Genomic DNA, 18,286 nt, shown 5'->3' on the forward strand with positions numbered 1-18,286 from the left:
ACTGCTGTCATCGGAGTGGGAACCGCAATGCCTCTTGCACTTTATGCTCTCGCCGCCGGTGCGTTCGGCATCGGTGTCACCGAATTCGTCATTATGGGCCTGCTGCTCGACGTCAGCACCGATCTCGGCGTCTCGATCTCGGTCGCCGGCCAGTTGATCTCCGGCTATGCGCTGGGCGTCGTCATCGGCGCGCCGCTGCTGACGATCGCCACCGGCCGCTGGCCGCGCAAGACCGTGCTTCTGGCGCTGATGGCGGTCTTCACGCTGGGCAACCTCGCCTGCGCGCTGGCCCCCGACTACTGGACGCTGATGGCTGCCCGCGTGCTCACCGCCTTCGCCCACGGCACCTTCTTCGGCGTTGGTGCGGTGGTTGCGACCGGGCTGGTCGCTCCCAACAGGAAGGCCTCGGCGATCGCCCTGATGTTCACCGGCCTGACCATCGCCAACATCCTCGGCGTGCCCTTCGGCACCTGGCTCGGCCAGGCCTTCGGCTGGCGGGCGACCTTCTGGGCTGTAACCCTGGTCGGCATCGTCGCCTTCGCCATCATTCTCCTGCTGGTGCCGCGCAGCCCGGCAGCGCTGGAGAGGAGCGACCTGCGCGGCGATCTCGCCGTGCTCGGCCGCGCTCCGGTTCTGCTTGGCTTCGCCGTCACCGTGCTGGGCTATGCCGGCGTCTTCGCCGTCTTCACCTATATCGCCCCCCTGCTGACCGAGATCACCGGTTTTGCGGAAGCGGCGGTGTCGCCGATCCTGCTTGTTTTCGGCGGCGGCCTCATCGCCGGCAATCTCGCCGGCGGCAAGTTCGCCGACCGCTGGCTGGTTCCTTCCGTCCTCGGCAGTCTCGTTGTGCTGGCGCTGGTGCTCGGAACGATGACCTTCGCCCTGCACAGCCGGGCGATGGCTGTCATCCATGTCGGCCTGCTCGGCGCCGCCGCCTTCGCCACCGTAGCGCCGCTGCAGATGTGGGTGCTGGAAAAGGCTGAAGGCGCCGGCCAGAGCCTCGCCTCGTCCTTCAACATCGCCGCCTTCAACCTCGGCAACGCCGCCGGCGCCTGGCTCGGCGGCATGGTCATCGCGCATGGCCCCGGCCTTGGCGCCATCACCTGGGTCGCCGCCCTGCTGCCGCTCTCGGCGCTCGCCGTGGCGTGGCTGGCGCTGCGCCTCGATCGCCCGACGCTTGGCGAGCCGGCATCTGCCCGCTCGTAGCAACCCGACGAAACCACCTTAGACATCACAGGAGAAAAAGATGGATTATCGACGTCTTGGCGCCTCGGGCCTGAAGGTTCCGGCGCTCTCGTTCGGCGCTGGAACCTTTGGCGGCTCGGGGCCGCTGTTCGGCGCCTGGGGCAACAGCGATGCGACGGAAGCGCGGCGGCTGGTCGACATCTGCCTGGAGGCCGGCGTCAACCTGTTCGACACCGCCGACGTCTATTCGAACGGCGCCTCCGAGGAAGTGCTCGGCGCAGCCGTCAAGGGCCGCCGCGATGCCGTGCTGATTTCGACCAAGACCTCGCTGCCGATGGGCGACGGACCCAATGATGCCGGGTCCTCCCGTTCGCGCCTCATCAACGCGGTCGAGGACGCGCTCAAGCGTCTCGGCACCGATTACATCGACCTGCTGCAGCTGCATGCTTTCGACGCCGCAACACCGATCGAGGAGGTGCTGTCGACGCTGGACAGTCTCGTGCGCGCCGGCAAGCTGCGCTATGTCGGCGTCTCCAACTTTTCCGGCTGGCAACTGATGAAATCGCTCGGCCTGGCGGACAAGCACGGCTACCCGCGCTACGTCGCCCATCAGGTCTACTATTCGCTGGTCGGCCGCGACTATGAATGGGAGTTGATGCCGCTCGGCCTCGACCAGGGCGTTGGCGCGCTGGTGTGGAGCCCGCTCGGCTGGGGCCGCCTGACCGGCAAGATCCGCCGCGGCGAGCCACTGCCGGAAAAAAGCCGGCTGCACGACACCGCAAGTTTCGGGCCGCCGGTCGAAGACGAGTTGCTCTACAGGGTTGTCGATGCGCTCGAAGCCGTGGCCAGGGAAACCGGCAAGACCGTGCCGCAGATCGCCATCAACTGGTTGCTGCAGCGGCCGACAGTCGCCTCCGTCATTATCGGCGCGCGCACCGAGGAACAGCTGCGCCAGAATCTTGGTGCCGTCGGTTGGTCATTGACATCAGACCAGATCAAGAAGCTCGACGCAGCAAGCGCGGTGACCGCAGCCTATCCGTATTTTCCGTATCGCCGGCAGGAGGGTTTTGCCCGGCTGAGCCCGCCTGCGGTCTGAGAGTCGCGATCGTTCGTTCGGGTAACCATCATAAACATTCGGGACTAGCCGAAGCCTCCCCAACCGAAGCTCCGAGATGTTTCCGCCAATCACCAAGGCATGCGGAATCCATCATGCAAGCAACCCGCCAGAACATCCTGCGCCGTTGCCCTAATGCAGCACGAACTCGCCATCGAGCTTCCGCCACTCATTGGGCGCGATCAGCTTCTGGTGCGTATAGCTCACCGAATGCAGCGGACCATCGAGCTTGGTCTGCCAGAATTCGATGAACCGGATCAGCACCGGAAATTTCGGAGCGATGTCGTAGTCCTGCCAGATGAAGCTCTGCAGCAGATGCGGGTGATCGGGAAAATGATAAAGGATCTTGGCCGTGGTCAAGCCGTAGCCCTTGAGCATCAGGTCCATTTCGGAATGGTCGCGCATCGCGGTCCCCTGGTTGATTCTCCTTTCCTCCCAATTTGAAATTGTGCGCGCTATTTGCTTAATCGTCTATTGATATTTCGTAGTTAAAGGCCGGATTTACGACACAAAAACATGCAGTTAGCAGCGATCGTGGTCGAGTGCTGATAGTGGCGAAAACGACCTCTGCGGCATCCCGCCGCGCGAATCCAACGTCTAATGTTGCCGTCACCGCGGAACTGTTAATAATGCGCGCGAATTCGCGGCCGCTTCGCCGCGATGCCGCTCGGCGAGCAAGCCGGGCGGCCTTTCGGGAGGAAGGCAAAGATATGTCCGATGTTCATGTCCATCGCGTCCAGCCGGCGTGGAAGAAGAACGCACTGATCGACAATGACACCTATTTGAAATGGTACGCCGACAGCGTGAAGAACCCGGACAAGTTCTGGGGCAAGCACGGCAAGCGCATCGACTGGTTCAAGCCCTACAGCAAGGTCAAGAACACCTCCTTCGACGGCAAGGTCTCGATCAAATGGTTCGAGGACGGCCAGACCAATGTTTCCTGGAACTGCATCGACCGGCATCTGAAGAAGCGCGGCGACCAGACCGCCATCATCTGGGAAGGCGACAATCCCTACGATGACAGGAAGATCACCTATAACGAGCTCTACGCGCATGTCTGCCGGCTCGCCAATGTGATGAAGAAGCACGGCGTCAGGAAAGGCGACCGCGTCACCATCTACATGCCGATGATCCCGGAAGCCGCCTATGCGATGCTTGCCTGCACACGCATCGGCGCCATCCATTCGGTGGTCTTCGGCGGCTTCTCACCGGACGCGCTGGCCGGCCGCATCGACGACTGCAAATCAAGCTTCGTCATCACCGCCGACGAGGGCCTGCGCGGCGGCAAGCCGATCCCGTTGAAGGACAACACCGACAAGGCGATCGAGATCGCCGCCAAGGCCGGAACGAAAGTCGAAAAGGTCGTCGTCGTGCGCCGCACCGGCGGCAAGACCGGCTGGGTGGCCGGACGCGACGTCTGGTACCATGACGAGATCGCGACGGTTAAGGCGGAATGCAAGCCGGAGAAGATGAAGGCAGAGGACCCGCTGTTCATCCTTTACACATCGGGCTCGACGGGCAAGCCGAAGGGCGTGCTGCACACCACCGCCGGCTATCTCGTCTATGTCTCGATGACCCACCAATATGTCTTCGACTACCACGACGGCGACATCTACTGGTGCACCGCCGATGTCGGCTGGGTCACCGGCCACAGCTATATCGTCTACGGGCCGCTCGCCAACGGCGCCACCACGCTGATGTTCGAAGGCGTGCCGAACTATCCGTCGCAATCCCGCTTCTGGGAGGTCATCGACAAGCACAAGGTCAACATCTTCTACACCGCGCCGACGGCTTTGCGCGCGCTGATGGGTGCCGGCGACGCCCATGTCACCAAAACCTCGCGCAAATCGCTGCGCGTGCTCGGCACGGTCGGCGAGCCGATCAACCCGGAAGCCTGGGAGTGGTATTTCGATGTCGTCGGCAACGGCAAGGTGCCGATTGTCGACACCTGGTGGCAGACCGAGACCGGCGGCATCCTGATCACGCCGCTGCCCGGCGCCACCCCGCTCAAGGCAGGTTCCGCGACGCAGCCGTTCTTCGGCGTCAAGCCGCAACTGGTCGACGGCGACGGCAAGGTGCTGGAAGGCGTTGCCAGCGGCAATCTCTGCATCGCCGATTCGTGGCCGGGCCAGATGCGTACCGTCTATGGCGATCACGAGCGCTTCGTGCAGACCTATTTTTCGACTTACAAGGGCAAGTATTTTACCGGCGACGGCTGCCGCCGCGACGCCGACGGCTACTACTGGATCACCGGCCGCGTCGACGACGTCATCAACGTCTCCGGCCACCGCATGGGCACGGCCGAGGTCGAATCCGCGCTGGTTTCGCACGAGAAAGTCTCCGAAGCCGCCGTCGTCGGCTACCCCCACGACATCAAGGGCCAGGGCATCTACTGCTACGTCACATTGATGGCTGGCGAGAAGCCGAACGAGGAGTTGCGCAAGGAACTTGTCGCCCACGTCCGCAAGGACATCGGCGCCATCGCCACGCCCGACAAGATTCAGTTCGCTCCGGGCCTGCCGAAAACCCGCTCGGGCAAGATTATGCGTCGCATCCTGCGCAAGATCGCCGAGGACGATTTTGCCGCGCTCGGCGATACCTCGACGCTGGCCGACCCGGCGGTCGTCGACGACCTCATCGCCAACCGGCAGAACAAGCGGGCATAAGAAACATCCGGTCGACGTTCGGCGGAAACCCGATCGGATGAGATCGGCTCGCTCCCCGCTCTACCGATAAAGGTCCGCCCGCGTCGGCGGCAGTCCGCTCGGGCCCCGCGCGCGCTTGGTGACGACGGTCTGGAAAATCTGCGCCGAGGCGCGTTCGAAAGTGATCGAACAGCCGGTGAGATAAAGCAGCCAGAGGCGCGCCTTGGCTTCGCCGACCTCGGCGATCGCTTCATCGAAGCGTGCGTGGAGGCGCTCGGCCCACAGACGGCAGGTGCGGGCGTAGTGCTCGCGCAAATTCTCGACATCGTAGACAAGAAAGCCGTGCGCTTCGAGATTGCCGAGCGTCATGCCGATCGTGTCGAGTTCGCCGCCGGGAAAGATGTATTTGATCAGCGCTTTGAATTCCGGGCCCTTGCGCAAGGTCTTCTTGATGCTACCCTTGTCGCGCCGGGTGATGGCGTGATGCAGATAGATGCCGCCCGGCTTGAGCAGGCGACGAATGGTCGAGAAATAGGCGGCGTGGTTGGCCAGCCCCAGATGCTCGAACATGCCGATCGACGAGATCTTGTCGAAGGAGCCGGACAGCTCGGCATAGGACTTTATCTCGATGGTGATGCGATCCTCCAGTCCCTCAGCACGGATGCGCTCGCGGGCGAGCTGGGTCTGGGCTTCCGACAGCGAGACGCCATGGCCGACGACGCCGTAATTTTTCGCGGCATGGATGAGCATGGCTCCCCAGCCGCAGCCGATGTCGAGCAGCCTTTCGCCGGGCTTCAGCCGCAGCTTGCGGCAGATATGATCGAGCTTGTCCTTCTGCGCCTGGTCGATGCCATTGGCGAAATCGGTGAAATAGCCGCAGCTATAGACCATGCGTTCGTCGAGGAAGAGCCGGTAGAAGGCGTTCGAAATGTCGTAGTGGTGCTGGATTGCCTGCCTGTTCGATCCGCTGACGAAGGGGTTGCGCCCGGAAAGGTCGGTCCGCGCCGTCATCTGTTTTCGCGAAAACAGCACGGCTGGCAGGTCGCGCAGGACCGCGAGCTTGGGCAACGACTTGAGCTTCGCCCTGAGCTTGCCCTGCGCAGGCAGAGCGTAGAAATCGAACAGCGACCCGTCTTCCACGTCGATGGTCTTGGAAATCCACATTTCGATCAGCGTCGAGAGGTTGGGCCGCCGCATCACCTGCCAGACGATGTCCTGGTCGTTGATGGTGACCACGGGGCCGGTGGCGGGGCCGATCCGCTCGCCGTTCCACAGCTTGACCGCGAAACCCGGCTTCAACGTCTCGATAACCGTTCGAACGATCCGTGCGGCTCTCTCGGCTGCCTCCATTTCGTTCCTCCTGCTCAGCCCTTGGCGGTCCGGCAGCGACATTGCCTGTCCGATCGGATAGTCGCAAGCAGTTAGCGGCAAGCCCCCACCGCATTTTCACGATGGCGCCTTGCCATTTGCAGATCGACACCCCATCATGAGGGCGTGTTCAACAAATCGAAAGGAGGTGATCCGATGTCGAGTGATTTCGTTTTCCAGAACGTGGCCTCAGCGGATTGCACTTTCGGGAAGCAGTCTTCCCGTTAAGGCGCGAGATGCGCGGCTGGCGACGCTTGGAGCGCCGCGCGTCCTTTGGATGCGCAAAGGACGCTCCAGCACTTTAAGTCACGTCGCTGCCATGAGCCGCGCCATGGACGGAAACACGGAAGGCCGCCGGCTTCGAAAGAAGCGGCGGCCTTTTCCTTGTCCGGATCCTGCCGGGTCAATGCCCTCTATTTGGTCAATGCCAGGCTTTCGATGTTGCGCGCTATGTCCTGGAAAGCCTGGTTGAGTTCCGTCCCGTTCGCGGCCTGATAGAAGTGCTTGATCTTGCCGGTATCCGGGCTCGCGCAATTCTGCAGTGTCGCCTGGGCATTCTCCTCGTTGAGATCGAAACCGATGGTGAAGATTTCGATGCCCTTGTCGCGCATGGCGGTACAGAGCGTCTTGGCTGCCGTGCGGGTCGGTTCCTTGCCGGCATCATTGTAGACCTCACCGACAGTGCTGGCATCGAAATAGGACAGGTTGAACTCGCCGTCGGTCATCAGGATCGCGATTTTGGCGACCTTTTTCGGATCCGCCTTGGCCGGCCGCTGCGACGCGTTCATCACACTGCCCCAGTTTTCCGAAAGCATGTACCAGGTCCACTGCACGCCGATATGGCCCGCGGTGCCGCCCGATGCGACAAAGTTCTTGATGACGTTCTTGAGCGCCACGGCGTCCGCCGTCAGCGGCTTCAACGCGGCGACCGGGCAGGCAGCCGTGCCGGTCGGCCAGGCGAAGAACGACAACAGGTAATCGCGATTGATCATGCTGATGTCGGGACCTACATCCGAATATTGATAGGTGCCCTTGCGCTCGGTGGCGCAATTGTCCGGACGCGTTAAGCCGGAGACATACTGTATAGCGCCATTGCCGGGCGCCTGCTTGCGCTGGCTGGTCGAGGCTTCGACGTAGACGCTGCTGCCGGCAAGCGCGCCGGCATTCACCGAGTTGGCGTAGGGCACGATGGAGACTCGCACTCGGGGGTTGGCGGGGTCCTGACCGCCCAGGAAGCTGTCGACCGCGTTCGCTGCGGCCGTCCTCAGGTCGATTATTTTCTGGCCGGCCATTGAACCTGTGACGTCGAGCATCATCGCCACTTCGATCGTCTTGTCCGAATAGACTGCCGTCGTCGATGCGGCAATGCGCTTCATGTCGCCCATGCCGAAGATTGGAAAATAGAGGCCAAGATCGACATGGATCTCCGCCTGAACCGTCTTGGCGATTTTGTCGATGGTCAATGTGTCCAGGACGATCCGATCAGTCTGCAGCATGCCCGCTCGGCTGTTGGCATCGAGAAACGCCTGCACCGACTTGTTGGCGTCGGCCTCGTTGATGACGCCGGTGGTCAGGTCGCGTGCCGTCGAGGTCACCGCCGCATCGACCACGCCTTGCAAGCTCGATTTGGTGTTGTAGAGCTGCGAAACATTGACGGCAAAGCCGACGCCAAGCGCCAGCACCGACGCGACCATGCCGAACAGAACCGCTAAATTTCCGCTTCGATCTCCGGCAAAGCCGCCGATCGCGTGAACAAGACCCCCAAAACGCCGCATGCTCGCCTCCATTCGCCACGACTCGAGCCGTGTGAGGGCCGCATTGCAGGATTCCGGCCGGACGGCGTCGTCATCGCAGCAAAAGCCGGCGGCTCATCGTCAAACCATTGTTTTTGCTTAGTTTCGAAATGCGGCAAGGTAAATAGACGGTAAACGACAAGCCGCTGCGGCAGTTTCGTTTACCAAGCGCTTACCATGATCCCGACCGCTGCCGTGGAGCACAACAGCTCGATCCCGATCCGGCACAGAGGGTCTGTGCCGAAGCGGATCAGGCGCATCATATCCGTAGGACAGCCGGGTGATCGTAACAGCCGGACGCGCCGTTCGCGCTTGCGCGCTTCTATGCCAGCATCTGCGCGCTGGCCGTCCTGTCGACGCCGCGATGGGGCGGGTTGAACAGATTGCTTTCCTGCTCGTAGGTCCAGACCTTGAACAGGCTGAGCCGGTGCGGGCCGAAACTGTGCAGCAGCGGCACGTCGGTCGCGTCGCGACCGCGCGCGATGACGACGCGGCCGATCCTCGGCATGTTGTGGCGGGGGTCGAACGTGTACCACTTGCCGTCGAGGAACACTTCCAGCCACGCCGAAAAATCCATCGGTGCCGGGTCGACCGGCACGCCGATGTCGCCGAGATAACCGTTCACGTAGCGGGCTGGGATGTTCATGCAGCGGCAGAGCGTGATCGCCAGATGAGCGAAGTCGCGGCAGACGCCGACGCGCTCCTCATGCGCCTGCGCCGCCGTGCGGGTCGGGCGCGCATAGCCGTAGCCGAACGACAGACGGTTGTGGACATAGTCGACGATCGCCTGCACCCGGGCCCAGCCGGATGGAACAGGCCCGAAAACCTGCCAGGCCAGATCGCTGAGATGATCGGTTTCGCAATAGCGACTGCCGAGCAGATAACAGAGCACCTCGTCGGGCAACTCCGCCACCGGCACTTCCCTGGCCAGCGTGTTGACCTCGTCGGTCTCGCCGCTGTCCTCGACGACTGCGTCGTAAAGAATGCGAAAGCCTCCGCCAGGCGCGGTGAAGCGGCGGCAGGTGTTGCCATAAAGATCGTGATAGAGCCTGGTTGGGACGGAAGGCGAGGTCAGCACGCGCGTTTGCCGCTTGATGTCGGCCTGGCGCTGCTTGTGGATCTCGAGCAGCGAAATCACCGGGGTGGATTCAGCACAGTCAATGGCGATTTCGTAGCCGAGCCGAATCAGCATTGCGGTTCCCCTCTTGTGAGTGTCGTGGAAGACGATTGGATTAACGCGAGATGGCCGGCCGTGGTTCCCTGGTCTGTCGAAAAAGGCGATCTCGTGCCTTCCCATGCCGCCGGTGCGACGTTACGGTCGATCGACAGGCTTTGGTTCCTTCCGAAACAACTTGGGATAGCAGATGTTCGCAGGCAGAAAATTCGCAGCCTTGCTGTTCGATATGGACGGCACGGTGGTCAATTCGATTGCCGCGGCAGAAAGGGTCTGGGCAGATTGGGCACGCCGGCAAGATCTCGACGTTGCCGCATTCCTGCCAACGATCCACGGCGTGCGGGCGATCGAGACCATCGCTCGGCTGGCGCTTCCAGGCGTTGACCCGATGCGTGAAGCCGATGCGCTTCTGCAGGCCGAGGTGGCCGATATCGACGGCATCCTTCCAATCGCCGGCGCCGCGGCGTTTCTGGCGTCGCTGCCACCCGAGCGCTGGGCAATCGTCACTTCGGCGCCGCGCGAGCTGGCTCTGCTGCGCATCGCAGCCGCCGGCATCCCGCTTCCCGCCACCCTTGTCGCGGCCGAGGACGTTTCCCGCGGCAAGCCGGCGCCGGATTGCTTCCGGCTGGCGGCCGAGCGGCTGGGCGTCGACGCGCGCGACTGCCTCGTTTTCGAAGATGCGCCCGCCGGGATAGCGGCGGCCGAGGCCGCGGGAGCCACCGTCGTGGTGATCAGCGCCACGCACCAGCATCCGTTGCAAACGCCGCATGCTGCGATCGCCGGTTATGAGGGGATCGGCGTCACCGTCGACGACCGCGGCTGGATTGTCCTCGGCGCGGAGCGCGCTGCGGCTTAGGGTATGTTGAGATTCAGGTCAGGCCGAGCCGGAGTCGAAGACGGGCGCGAAGCGACCAGACTAGGTGGGTTCCGAGAACCGGAACGGAGCGGACTTTCAGGTCCGTGAGAAGCGCAGGAATCCGCTGTTCGCAGGCCGGCATCACCTGAATATCGACATACCCTTAGAAATCGCTGGCCCTTAGAAATCGCTGGTCAGGCCCTTCACTTCCCAATCGCCATAGCGGCCGGGTTCCCTGCCGCCACGGCCGCCGAGTTCCCGGGGCATCGCGGCTTCCTGCTGGCGATAGTGTTCGCGCCGTGCTTCCGCTTCCGCCAAAGCGCGGCGGGCTGCCGGTGTCAGCGTCCTTTGCGGCACGTCGTGACCGGGGCCGGCGTCTGCATTGCTGGTTTCGCCTGATATATTGGCTTCGTCGATCATGCGATATTCCCGGCGATTGAAACCGGCCCCAATTGAAACAGGGCCACACGTTTCCCATCATATAGCGATGAGCCGACAAGGATCGACCCTTTTTCCGAAAGGCCGGCAGAAACGGAGCAGACAATGAACACACTTCGCACCGCCATGCTTTTGGCAGCGATGACCGCGCTGTTCATGGGCGTCGGCTATCTGATCGGCGGATCGGGCGGCATGGTGATCGCCTTGCTTATTGCCGCCGCGATGAACCTGTTCAGCTATTGGAACGCCGACAAGATGGTGCTGTCGATGAACCGCGCCGTCGAGGTCGACGAAAGGAACGCCCCGGAATATTACGCCATCGTGCAGAGCCTCGCCAGACAGGCCGGCCTGCCGATGCCGAAAACCTATCTGATCGACAACCCGCAGCCCAACGCTTTCGCCACCGGCCGCAACCCGCAGAATGCCGCGGTCGCCGCCACCACCGGACTGTTGCAGCAACTGTCGCACGAAGAGGTCGCGGCGGTGATGGCGCACGAGCTCGCCCATGTGCAGCACCGCGACACGCTGACCATGACGATCGTCGCCACGCTTGCCGGCGCGATCTCGATGCTCGGCAATTTCGCCTTCTTTTTCGGCGGCAACCGCGACAACAACAATTCCCTTGGCATTATCGGTGTGCTGGTGGCGATGATCGTGGCGCCCTTTGCCGCGATGATCGTGCAGATGGCGGTCAGCCGCACCCGCGAATACGAGGCCGACCGGCGCGGCGCCGAAATCTGTGGACAGCCGCTCTGGCTTGCCTCGGCCCTTGACAAGATCGCTCGCGGCGCCGAACGCATCCGCAACCCGGATGCCGAGCGCAATCCGGCAACTGCCCACCTCTTCATCATCAATCCTCTTTCCGGCGAGCGCATGGACAGCCTGTTTTCGACCCACCCGAGCACCGACAACCGCATTGCCGCCCTGCAGGCGATGGCGCAGGACATGGCCGGTGGCGCATCCGCCTCCGCGCGGCCGCAAACGCCGATGCCGCGGCAGGCAGACGAACAGCGGCCATCGGGCCCGTGGGAGAAAGCTGAGCAGCCGGCTGAACCGGCCAGGCCGAAGTCCAATCCCTGGGGCCGCAATCCGACCGGACCCAAGGGTCCGTGGTCGTGAGCGAAGCGAAACGCCGGCACCGAATTTCAGGCGATCATGAAAACAATGCAGCGAGCCCCGGCGAACCTGTTGCGGGCCTGGCCGCGCGCAAGGCCGCGGCACGATTGCTGGCCGCCGTCATCGATGCGAGGACGCCGCTGGACGGGCTGACCGACCACGAGAACGGCCATCCGCAATACAAGGCGCTCGACCTGCGTGACCGGGCGCTGGTGCGCGCCATACTGGTCACTGCGCTGCGCTTCCGCATGACCATATCAGGGTTGCTGGCCCGCCGCCTGGAAAAGCCGCTGCCACCCAACGCCACCGCGCTTTCGCATATTCTGCATGTAGCAGCGGCGCAGATCCTGTTCCTCGATATTCCCGACAGCGCCGCAGTCGATCTTGCCGTGACCCACGCCAAGTCCGATCCGCGCACGGTGCGCTTCTCCGGTCTCGTCAATGGCGTGCTGCGCACGCTGGCGCGATCCAAGCAGGCCGAGCTGGCTGCAGCGCTTGCCGCCACCGACGAAGCGCCGAAATGGTTTTCCGACCGGCTGAAAGCCGCCTATGGTACTGAGAAAGCCAGGCAAATCCTCGCCGCCCACAGATACGAGGCGCCGGTCGACTTCACGGTCAAGACCGATCCTGCGCTGTGGGCCGAGCGGCTCGGCGGCATCGTGCTGCCGACCGGCACTGTGCGCGTGGAGAAACTCAGCGCCTCGGTCACTGAACTGCCCGGCTTTGAAGACGGCGCCTGGTGGGTCCAGGATGCCGCCGCCAGCCTTCCGGCCCGGCTTTTCGGCGACGTGAGGGGTTTGCGCGTCGCCGATCTCTGCGCCGCCCCCGGCGGCAAGACCGCTCAGCTCATTCTCGGCGGCGCCACGGTCACCGCGATCGATTCCTCGAAGAACCGGTTGGCGCGGCTCTCGCAAAATCTCGAACGGCTCGGTTTGTCCGCAGAGGTTGTCCAGGCCGATCTGCTCAAATACGAGCCGGAACAACTGTTCGACGCCGTCCTCCTCGACGCGCCCTGCTCCTCGACCGGCACGGTGCGGCGGCATCCCGACGTGCCCTGGACGAAGACGGCGGCCGACATCGAAAAACTCGCCGATCTGCAACGCAGGCTGCTCGCCCGCGCCGTCAGCCTGGTCAGGCCTGGCGGGCGCATCGTCTTTTCCAACTGCTCGCTCGACCCGCTCGAAGGCGAGGCGCTTCACCGCGCCTTCCTCGCCGGGACGGCTGACATTGTCGACGATCCGCTCCGCCCGGGCGAGATCGCCGGCATCGATCCGTTCCTGACGCCGCAGGGCACGCTGCGCACCACGCCCGCAGATCTGGAGCTCGGCTCACCGGAACGGTCCGGCCTGGATGGCTTCTTCGCCGCCCGCATGCGCAGGGCCGGCCAACGCTGAAAATTTGAAGACTGTTTTAGGAAGAATCCTGCGGAAAACAGGCTGAATTTCAAGGCCTCCGTGGAATTCGCCTTCGCATAAGTTCTTGAATCATATAAGCTTGTCTTCGGATTGGGCGCTATGAGGAGGGCTTTTGGCGATCGCTGCCGGCAGCACGACACGTCTATGGACGCTTGTCGCGAAGGAGTTCTGGCGCAAGACGCGCCGGCGCCTGCGTGGCGGGCCGATCCATCGCTGGCGCTACTCCGGCCGCACACCGGAACGCGTGTTGATCGCTCCGCCGGACCTGCGCCTGGCCGACCGGCAGATTGCGCTTGAGATTTATTATGGCCGCTATCCGCTCTCGGGACATCTGGTAGAGACCGGCGGCAAGTCGCCCTTCCAGATTGCGGTGGCCAATCCCGGCTGGCGAAAGGCCCTGCACGGCTTTCGCTGGCTGCGCCATATGCGCGCCGCCGGCACCGAGCTTGCCGCCGCCAATGCCCGCGCGCTGGTCTCCGACTGGATCACCATCCATGGCAGCAATATTTCCGGTGTCGCCTGGGAGCCCGGCACGACGGCCAAGCGCGTCATTGCCTGGCTGCAGCATTCCTCGGTGGTGCTGCAGGGTGCTGAATTTCCCTTCTACCGGGCCTTCCTGAAATCGCTGGCCATGCAGATCCGCTATCTCAGGGCGATGGCACGCGAGATGCCGGACGGCAAGGACAGGCTGCGCGCCCGCATCGCGCTTGCCTTTGCCGCTCTGTCGCTACCGGCGCCGGCGTCGGCGCTGCGCGGCGCGACCCGCAACCTCGCCGAGGAGCTCGACCGTCAGATTCTGCCGGATGGCGGCCATATTTCCCGCAATCCGATGGCCGTGCTTGAAATCCTCGCCGACCTTCTGCCGCTGCGCCAGACCTATGCCAATCAGGCCGAAACGCCGCCGGCGGCGCTGATGGGCGCCATCGATCGCATGCTGCCGGCGCTGCGATTCTTTCGCCACCAGGACGGCAGCCTCGCCCGCTTCAACGGCATGGGCGCGACCATCCACGACCGCATCGCCACCATTCTGCGCCACGACGACACCGCCGGCGCGCCGTTGCTGCACGCACCGCATTCGGGCTACGAGCGCCTCTCCATGGGCGGCGTCACCGTGATCGCCGATACCGGCCCGCCACCGCGCATCGATGTTTCCAACGCGGCGCACGCCGGATGCCTTTCCTTCGAGCTGTCTTCCGGCCGCCGCCACTATATTGTCAACGCCGGCGTCGACACCTATGGCGCTGCCGAATTCCGGCCGCTTGCCCGCGCCACAGCCGCCCATTCAACAGCCACCATCAACGACACCTCGTCAGCGCGTTTCAGCCACTCGCTGCGCGTCAACGATCTGCTCGGCACGCCGCTGATCGGCGGCCCGCAGCATGTGCCTTGCAAGCGCACCGACCAGCAAGGCACACAGGGTTTTCTGGCTCGCCATGACGGCTATGTCGCGCGCTTCGGCTTGCTGCATGAGCGCGAACTGAAATTGTCGACGAACGGCAATGTGCTCGCCGGCAGGGATCGCCTTCTGCGGCCGGGCAATGCTGCGATCCGCAACAACGGCCGCGATTTCGTCACCGTGCGCTTCCACATCCATCCCGACATAGGCCTGCTCAAGGACGAGCACGACCGTCTGGTGCTGACCGCCGATGAAGCCGACACATGGGTGTTCACCTGCACCGAGGTGGCGCCCGAGGTCGAAGAATCCATTTATTTCGCCGGTCTTGGCGGCCCGCGCCGCAGCCGGCAGATCGTGCTGGCCTTCAAGGCGTCAGAGATTTCCGAAGTCCATTGGCAACTGACACGGACGGCCATCGCCGGTCATCCGGCAAAAAGCTGAGACTGCGGTCAGTCCCGCAGTTTGATTTCCAGGCCTCATGTGCTACGGCGCGCGGACACTGTCCCAACCAGCCGTGAAAGGCCGCCAGCCCATGGCCGTCGCCGCCAAGAACATTCCCGCGCCCGACCTCGTTCCCGTTCGTCGCGCGCTGCTTTCCGTTTTCGACAAGACCGGGCTCATCGATTTCGCCAGGGCGCTGGCCGCGGCCGGCGTCGAGCTGGTCTCCACCGGCGGCACGGCAAAGGCGATCGCCGAGGCAGGCTTGGCCGTGCGCGACGTCTCCGAACTCACCGGCTTTCCCGAGATCATGGACGGCCGCGTCAAGACCCTGCATCCGTCCGTGCACGGTGCGTTGCTTGGCGTGCGCGACGATCCCGAACACGCCGCGGCGATGCGCGATCATGGCATCGAGCCAATCGATCTCGTCGTCTCCAATCTCTACCCTTTCGAGGATGTCCGCCGCTCCGGCGCCGCTTACGCCTCGATCGTCGAGAACATCGACATAGGCGGCCCGGCGATGATCCGCGCCGCCGCCAAAAACCACGCCTATGTCGCCATCGTCACAGACCCCGAGGACTATGCCTCGGTGCTCAACGCGCTTGAGATGAATTTCGGCTCGCTCTCGCAGGATTTCCGCAAGAAGCTGGCGGCCAAGGCCTTCGCCCGAACCGCCACCTATGATGCGGCGATTTCCGGCTGGTTCGCCGAAGCGCTGGAGATCGAGCATCCCACCTGGCGCGCCTTCGGCGGCAGGCTCGACCAGGTGATGCGCTACGGCGAGAACCCGCACCAGAGCGCCGGCTTCTACGTCGATGGCGACAAGCGACCGGGCGTCGCGACGGCGCGCCAGCTTCAGGGCAAGCAGCTTTCCTACAACAACATCAACGACACCGACGCCGCCTTCGAACTGGTCGGCGAGTTCGATCCGGCCCGCTCCGCCACCGTCGCCATCATCAAGCACGCCAACCCGTGCGGCGTCGCCGAGGGCGCTTCGCTGAAGGCGGCCTACGCCAAGGCGCTTGCCTGCGATCCGGTCTCGGCCTTTGGCGGCATTGTCGCGATGAACCGCACCCTCGATGCCGAGGCCGCCGAAGAGATCGTCAAAACCTTCACCGAGGTCATTATCGCGCCCGCCGCTGCCGAAGAAGCAATCCGCATCGTGGCCGCCAAGAAGAATCTGCGCTTGCTGGTCACCGGCGGCTTGCCCGATCCGCGCGCGGCCGGCTCCACTGTGAAATCCGTTTCCGGCGGGTTGCTCGTCCAGGGCCGCGACAATGCGGTGGTCGACGACCTCGACCTGAAAGTGGTGACCCGGCGGGCGCCGACAACGGCCGAAATGGCCGATCTCAAATTCGCTTTCCGCGTCGCAAAGCACGTCAAGTCGAACGCCATCGTCTATGTCAGGGACGGTGCCACCGTCGGCATCGGCGCCGGCCAGATGAGCCGCGTCGATTCCTCGCGCATCGCCGCGCGCAAGGCGCTCGACGCGGCCGAGGCAGCCGGCCTGGCCGAGCCGCTGACCAAGAATTCTGTCGTCGCCTCGGATGCCTTTTTCCCGTTCGCCGACGGGCTGCTGTCGGCGATCGAAGCCGGCGCCACCGCCGTCATCCAGCCGGGCGGCTCGATGCGCGACGACGATGTCATCGCCGCCGCCGACGCCCACGGCATCGCCATGGTGTTTACCGGCGTCAGGCATTTCAGGCATTAGGCGCCTCACCCTCCCCCTCGTGGGGAGGGTCGGCGAACGATCTTTGCGAAGCAAAGTTCGTGAGACGGGGTGGGGGCAGCGCCGCCCCCCACCTCGCTCCGCTTCGCGGATCGACCCTCCCCACAACGGGGAGGGTAAGCTCACTCCGCCGGCCGGTTGTCCGCCGGATACGGCGTGCGGACCAGGATCGCCAGGCCGACGCCGAGGAACAGCACGATTACAGCCATGCCGAGCCGTTGCGAACCGCTTACCCAGCCTATGGTCGACACCAGAAACGGCGCGAGGAAGCTGGTCGCCCGTCCGGCCAGCGCATAGATGCCGAAATAGCGGCCCGATTCGGCCGCGGTGACGCTACGCGCCATGTAGGAGCGTGACGAGGCTTGTACTGGCCCGAAGGCAAGGCCGATCAGCAAGCCGTAAAGAATGTAGGCCTTTTCCGCCGCCGTGCCGAACAGGCCGCCCGAATCGGCGGTGGAGAGCTGTAGCATCCCGAGCAGCGTGAAACCCGGTCCGGTCGAGACGATGCCGATTGTCGCGACAGACAGCATAACCAGCGAAATCATCACCACGGCCTTGGAGCCGAGGGCCGTATCGAGACGGGCGGCGATCCAGCAGCCGACGATGGCAACGACGTTGAGGATGATGCCGAACAGGCCGATCTCGGTGATCGACCAGGCGAACATCCCTGCCGCGAAAAGTCCTCCCAGCGCAAGCAGCGCATTGACGCCGTCTTGATAGATCATGCGGGCGACCAGGAAGCGGAAGATGCCGCTGCGCTGGCGCACTTCGGCCAGTGTCGACTTCAGCTCCGACATCCCCTCGCGCACCGCCGGCCCGATCGGAATGCCTTTGGCGGCATCCGGGGTAAAGAAGAACATCGGCAGGATGAACAGCAAGTACCAGCCAGCCGACAGTGGTCCGGTCGCCCGAGCGTCTTCGCCGAAGATCGGGTCGAGACCGAGGAGCGGGTCGAGACCGACGATCGTCTTGCCGGTCTCCGGCAAACCCGCCATGAAGGCGACGACGAAGATCAGCGCGATCATGCCGCCGAGATAGCCAAGACCCCAGGCCATATTCGAGATGCGGCCGATTTCGCTCTTCGGAACCAGGCGCGGCATCATCGAATCGTTGAACACCGTCGAGAATTCCGCCGCCACCGACGCCAGCGAAAACAAAGCCGCGATAAGAAACAGATTTGAGCCCGGCGCGGCAAACCAGAGCAAACAAAGACTCGTGATCTTGATCGCAGCAAAGCACGCGATCCACGGCTTTCGCGGGCCGGTCTGGTCTGCGATCGAGCCGAGTATGGGCGACAAAACGGCAATAACCAGTCCCGCCGCGGCGATGCTCCAACCCCAGACCGTCAGGCCAAGTAGATGCTGGGATTCGACGTAAGCTTCAACTGCGGCTGGACCGGCTGCCTCGGCAGCTTGCATGGCAGCCGGATCCAGAACCATGCGCGAAGCGAAATAGGGACCGAAGATGAAGGTGGTGATGACGGTGAAGAACGGCTGTGCTGCCCAGTCGAACAGCATCCATCCCCAGATGCCGCGTTCCGGCGCTCGCTGCACTGCTATTTCGGCCATATGCCCTCCCACGAACGGCGCCCCTCGAGGGGCACCGTTTCGCTCTATAGC

General features: G+C 63.6%; 14 protein-coding genes. 8 read left to right on the forward strand and 6 right to left on the reverse strand.

Annotated elements, in window-relative coordinates:
* Positions 1-27: 27 nt before the first annotated feature.
* Positions 28-1,206, forward strand: coding sequence for an MFS transporter (locus AC0L2A_RS02895; protein WP_473607419.1), 1,179 nt, complete (start codon positions 28-30; stop codon positions 1,204-1,206).
* A gap of 40 nt (positions 1,207-1,246) precedes the next feature.
* Positions 1,247-2,281, forward strand: a complete 1,035-nt coding sequence (locus tag AC0L2A_RS02900) for an aldo/keto reductase (protein ID WP_473607420.1) — start codon at positions 1,247-1,249, stop codon at positions 2,279-2,281.
* 150 nt (positions 2,282-2,431) lie between these two features.
* Here AC0L2A_RS02900 and AC0L2A_RS02905 read toward each other — a convergent pair whose 3' ends face one another.
* On the reverse strand, positions 2,432-2,704 hold the full coding sequence (locus tag AC0L2A_RS02905) for an usg protein (protein ID WP_027154578.1): 273 nt from the start codon (positions 2,702-2,704) through the stop codon (positions 2,432-2,434).
* Positions 2,705-3,009: 305 nt separating this feature from the next.
* Here AC0L2A_RS02905 and acs point away from each other — a divergent pair, with 305 nt between their 5' ends.
* Positions 3,010-4,965, forward strand: a complete 1,956-nt coding sequence (gene acs / locus AC0L2A_RS02910) for an acetate--CoA ligase (protein ID WP_473607421.1) — start codon at positions 3,010-3,012, stop codon at positions 4,963-4,965.
* A 60-nt stretch (positions 4,966-5,025) separates the two neighbouring features.
* Here acs and AC0L2A_RS02915 read toward each other — a convergent pair whose 3' ends face one another.
* The 3 genes from AC0L2A_RS02915 to AC0L2A_RS02925 form a co-directional block, all read right to left on the reverse strand.
* Positions 5,026-6,294, reverse strand: coding sequence for an SAM-dependent methyltransferase (locus tag AC0L2A_RS02915; RefSeq protein WP_023800100.1), 1,269 nt, complete (start codon positions 6,292-6,294; stop codon positions 5,026-5,028).
* A gap of 431 nt (positions 6,295-6,725) precedes the next feature.
* Complete coding sequence (locus tag AC0L2A_RS02920) at positions 6,726-8,087, reverse strand: pilus assembly protein TadG-related protein (protein ID WP_473607423.1); 1,362 nt, start codon at positions 8,085-8,087, stop codon at positions 6,726-6,728.
* Between the two features lie 340 nt (positions 8,088-8,427).
* Positions 8,428-9,297 carry a transglutaminase-like domain-containing protein gene (locus AC0L2A_RS02925; RefSeq protein WP_128181402.1) on the reverse strand — a complete coding sequence of 290 codons (870 nt, stop codon included), beginning with the start codon at positions 9,295-9,297 and terminating at the stop codon, positions 8,428-8,430.
* A 172-nt stretch (positions 9,298-9,469) separates the two neighbouring features.
* On the opposite strand from AC0L2A_RS02925, the gene AC0L2A_RS02930 reads away from it, so the two are divergent.
* Positions 9,470-10,135 carry an HAD-IA family hydrolase gene (locus AC0L2A_RS02930; RefSeq protein WP_128173621.1) on the forward strand — a complete coding sequence of 222 codons (666 nt, stop codon included), beginning with the start codon at positions 9,470-9,472 and terminating at the stop codon, positions 10,133-10,135.
* A 180-nt stretch (positions 10,136-10,315) separates the two neighbouring features.
* Here the strand turns inward: AC0L2A_RS02930 and AC0L2A_RS02935 are convergent, their stop codons facing one another.
* Complete coding sequence (locus tag AC0L2A_RS02935; protein WP_287063409.1) at positions 10,316-10,555, reverse strand: DUF1674 domain-containing protein; 240 nt, start codon at positions 10,553-10,555, stop codon at positions 10,316-10,318.
* A gap of 123 nt (positions 10,556-10,678) precedes the next feature.
* Here AC0L2A_RS02935 and htpX point away from each other — a divergent pair, with 123 nt between their 5' ends.
* The 4 genes from htpX to purH all read left to right on the forward strand — a co-directional run bounded on the left by htpX (position 10,679) and on the right by purH (position 16,649).
* Positions 10,679-11,692: a zinc metalloprotease HtpX gene (htpX, locus tag AC0L2A_RS02940; protein ID WP_091592400.1), complete on the forward strand. Its 1,014-nt coding sequence runs from the start codon at positions 10,679-10,681 to the stop codon at positions 11,690-11,692.
* Positions 11,683-13,083, forward strand: a complete 1,401-nt coding sequence (locus AC0L2A_RS02945) for an RsmB/NOP family class I SAM-dependent RNA methyltransferase (RefSeq protein ID WP_473607424.1) — start codon at positions 11,683-11,685, stop codon at positions 13,081-13,083. The genes htpX and AC0L2A_RS02945 overlap by 10 nt, the downstream gene beginning before the upstream one ends.
* Before the next feature lie 133 nt (positions 13,084-13,216).
* Positions 13,217-14,941 (forward strand): heparinase II/III family protein, encoded by a 1,725-nt coding sequence (locus AC0L2A_RS02950; RefSeq protein WP_473607425.1) that lies wholly within the window; start codon positions 13,217-13,219, stop codon positions 14,939-14,941.
* A 91-nt stretch (positions 14,942-15,032) separates the two neighbouring features.
* A complete protein-coding gene (gene purH / locus AC0L2A_RS02955; RefSeq protein WP_473607427.1) occupies positions 15,033-16,649 on the forward strand; it encodes a bifunctional phosphoribosylaminoimidazolecarboxamide formyltransferase/IMP cyclohydrolase in 1,617 nt (538 codons plus the stop codon).
* Between the two features lie 140 nt (positions 16,650-16,789).
* Here the strand turns inward: purH and AC0L2A_RS02960 are convergent, their stop codons facing one another.
* On the reverse strand, positions 16,790-18,235 hold the full coding sequence (locus AC0L2A_RS02960; protein WP_473607428.1) for an MFS transporter: 1,446 nt from the start codon (positions 18,233-18,235) through the stop codon (positions 16,790-16,792).
* Between the last annotated feature and the right edge of the window lie 51 nt (positions 18,236-18,286).

It is taken from the genome of Mesorhizobium sp. WSM4844, assembly GCF_055811775.1.

Bases quoted from the DNA above. Each gene is read 5' to 3' on its own strand.
- AC0L2A_RS02895 (WP_473607419.1), top strand. From the start codon at position 28: ATGCCTCTTGCACTTTATGCTCTCGCCGCCGGTGCGTTCGGCATCGGT.
- AC0L2A_RS02900 (WP_473607420.1), top strand. From the start codon at position 1,247: ATGGATTATCGACGTCTTGGCGCCTCGGGCCTGAAGGTTCCGGCGCTC.
- AC0L2A_RS02905 (WP_027154578.1), bottom strand. From the start codon at position 2,704: ATGCGCGACCATTCCGAAATGGACCTGATGCTCAAGGGCTACGGCTTG.
- acs (WP_473607421.1), top strand. From the start codon at position 3,010: ATGTCCGATGTTCATGTCCATCGCGTCCAGCCGGCGTGGAAGAAGAAC.
- AC0L2A_RS02915 (WP_023800100.1), bottom strand. From the start codon at position 6,294: ATGGAGGCAGCCGAGAGAGCCGCACGGATCGTTCGAACGGTTATCGAG.
- AC0L2A_RS02920 (WP_473607423.1), bottom strand. From the start codon at position 8,087: ATGCGGCGTTTTGGGGGTCTTGTTCACGCGATCGGCGGCTTTGCCGGA.
- AC0L2A_RS02925 (WP_128181402.1), bottom strand. From the start codon at position 9,297: ATGCTGATTCGGCTCGGCTACGAAATCGCCATTGACTGTGCTGAATCC.
- AC0L2A_RS02930 (WP_128173621.1), top strand. From the start codon at position 9,470: ATGTTCGCAGGCAGAAAATTCGCAGCCTTGCTGTTCGATATGGACGGC.
- AC0L2A_RS02935 (WP_287063409.1), bottom strand. From the start codon at position 10,555: ATGATCGACGAAGCCAATATATCAGGCGAAACCAGCAATGCAGACGCC.
- htpX (WP_091592400.1), top strand. From the start codon at position 10,679: ATGAACACACTTCGCACCGCCATGCTTTTGGCAGCGATGACCGCGCTG.
- purH (WP_473607427.1), top strand. From the start codon at position 15,033: ATGGCCGTCGCCGCCAAGAACATTCCCGCGCCCGACCTCGTTCCCGTT.
- AC0L2A_RS02960 (WP_473607428.1), bottom strand. From the start codon at position 18,235: ATGGCCGAAATAGCAGTGCAGCGAGCGCCGGAACGCGGCATCTGGGGA.